We start from the raw sequence: 2,481 nt of genomic DNA, 5'->3' as shown, positions 1-2,481 counted from the left end.
AAAACCATAAGCTAACGATAGAAGTTGAAAAAATTTCGCATCTAGTTTTCAAGGTGCAAGCCTTGATTATGTTTGGTGATGATGGCGGAAGGGAACCACGCGTACCCATCCCGAACACGACCGTTAAGCCTTCCAGCGCCGATGGTACTTGGACCGCAGGGTCCTGGGAGAGTAGGACGTCGCCAAGCAGCAACCCCATACGGGGTTATTTTTTTATCCGAATTCTGATATCTACCCCAAAAAAGGAGCAGTTTGCCTAAGGCAACTGCTCTTTTTTACTGAATCCTTGTGGGATTACGAAATCCTTACTATAGTAATGAGACCTGCAACAGACTATTATTCCGGGCCATCGTTTATCTCGCTGTCACAACCTCCATTTTTATCGAGATGCATCAAGCATACGCCCGCACGGGGATTCCGGCGGAGAGCCATTGACGGCCGTTTGCACACAGTATCTCGCAGCACAACTGTACCGATACAGTTGTGCTTTTTAATTATTGTACCACTTGGTACTCACAATTAGAATGAAGTGGGCAAGGGGCATTATATCGTAATTGATACAAGGAGGTAAGATGAAATCATGGCTTACTACATTAACGGCAACCGCCGGAATTATTTCATCGAATTTGGAGGAGGTCATCCTGTCGTCCTGCTGCACGGCATCAGCAATTCCGGTCGCGCCTGGGCGCCTCAGATAGCGCGGCTGGTCGAGGCGGGATTTCGGGTGATTGTGCCGGACCATGCCGGGCACGGTGCCTCGGCAAGGCTCGACCGGCCGTTCGGCGTGTCCGACATCGCCGCGGACGTGCTTGCGCTCCTCGATCATCTTTCCATCGAAGCCGCTGACATCATCGGCCTATCGTTGGGCGGGATGGTGGCGCTCGAGATCGCGCTCACACAGCCTCGGCGCGTGGGGAAACTTATCGTCGCCAACAGCTTCGATACGACGGCAACGGAGGAGTTCCGGACCATGGCTGAAGGATGGGCTAGAACGTTCCGCGGTGAAGACGGTCCGGTCAAGCGGTTTGAAGGGATCTGGCCCATGAACGTCAACGAAGTTTTCCGGGCCAGCGCGGAAGGGATGAAGACCTATCAGGTTTGGCACAGCCTGGCGGCGACGGCCGACGGACAATCACTCGCCTATGTGGCGGAGGGGATTGTCGGCTTCGATGCGACCACGCGCCTGGGCTCCCTTTCCATGCCTGTCCTGTTCATCGCAGGCGAGCAGGACCGCATGTCACCGCCAGCTGTTTCCCGGCGCATGGCGGATCGCGTTCCGAATGCGCGCTATTTCGAGATCCAGGGCGCCGCGCATATTTCCAATGCGGATTCGGCTGTGGCATTCACCGAGGCCGTCATTACCTTTCTGGGCGCCGCGCCGACGAGCACCACGTCAGCTTAGGCGAGTTGGGAAGGCACCAAGACCACGGAATTGAAGCCGAAGAGCGAGGCGTCACGGTCGAGGTGCCGCCGCTCATGAAGTGCGAGACCTTGAGACAGTACAGGTCCATGCCAATCCGGAATCCAAAGGCGATGAGCCGTACATAATGAGTGGTCCGACATTGCTGATGGTCACTGAATTGATGCGAAATTATTCGGGACTCATCGCTGTAAGGAGGCTCGCTAAGGCGTTTTTTTGCTGGTACCATTATGATCATGGCAGGCGTGTTAGGTACGAATAGGAAACCTTTCAGCTTAAGACGTTTCAGAGGGGATATATAATGTGAAAATAAAAAGCATCTTATTTTTAACAGCAATAAGCTTAATATGGGGTTCACAATTTTTCTTTGTAGATCTTATTATCTCTAAAGTGCCTCCAGTTACACTTGCAGCAGCAAAGGCACTTATTGGAGCTATTACATTAGCCTTGATCTATTTTTTTACCAAGAAAGAGCAACGTCAACCTTCTTCCACTTATCAAAATAAGAAGGTTAGAGTTCTTTATGTTGCCATTGCTTTTTTTGAAGCGATTATTCCTTTTTTCTTAATTGGGTGGGGGCAGCAATGAGTTTCCAGCAGCATTGCTTCCATTATTATGGGGACGATTCCCATTTTTACGCTGCTTATCTTGTTTACCTTTAGAATTAGCCGGTTGCGTTTGATGCATTTTTTAAGTATTGGCGTTGGCTTTATTGGACTTCTCCTCATGATCTTGCCGTCACTAACCATGGACTTTACCAATCAAAGTCTGTGGGGAATTTCTGCTCTGATCATTGCTTCAATAAGCTTTGCGGTATCTTTGATCCTAATTGAAAAGTTGCCGCCAATATCCTCTGTGCTGGCGATGAGGAATGTTTTAATTATTGCATCTAGTGTTCTGATTCCAGCAAGCTTTCTGTTGGAAAGTCCGCTAAGCCTTAGTCTTACTCTCTTTGAAATGCTGTCTCTTCTTATTCTCGGAATCTTCCATGCAGGAATAGTCTACATGATGTTTAATCAGCTCATTAAACATTCCGGAGCTGCTTTCGCGTCATTAACTAA

General features: G+C 49.5%; 3 protein-coding genes and 1 rRNA gene. All 4 read left to right on the top strand.

The features are described 5' to 3' along the window. The first annotated feature begins 71 nt into the window (after positions 1 to 71). A 5S ribosomal RNA gene (gene rrf / locus NI000_RS36460) occupies positions 72 to 188 on the top strand. Between the two features lie 392 nt (positions 189 to 580). Next, complete coding sequence (locus tag NI000_RS36455) at positions 581 to 1,402, top strand: alpha/beta fold hydrolase (protein WP_253416161.1); 822 nt, start codon at positions 581 to 583, stop codon at positions 1,400 to 1,402. A gap of 321 nt (positions 1,403 to 1,723) precedes the next feature. Next, positions 1,724 to 2,008: an EamA family transporter gene (locus tag NI000_RS36450; protein ID WP_253416160.1), complete on the top strand. Its 285-nt coding sequence runs from the start codon at positions 1,724 to 1,726 to the stop codon at positions 2,006 to 2,008. A gap of 27 nt (positions 2,009 to 2,035) precedes the next feature. Beyond that, the coding region (locus tag NI000_RS36445) for a DMT family transporter (RefSeq protein ID WP_253416159.1) at positions 2,036 to 2,481 on the top strand (446 nt) is incomplete at its 3' end.

Origin of the sequence: Paenibacillus tyrphae, assembly GCF_024158745.1 — a bacterium.
In the GTDB taxonomy this organism is placed as follows: domain Bacteria; phylum Bacillota; class Bacilli; order Paenibacillales; family NBRC-103111; genus Paenibacillus_G; species Paenibacillus_G tyrfis_A.
Note: the sequence above shows the minus strand (reverse complement) of the source record. Positions and strands in the feature narration are given on the sequence as shown.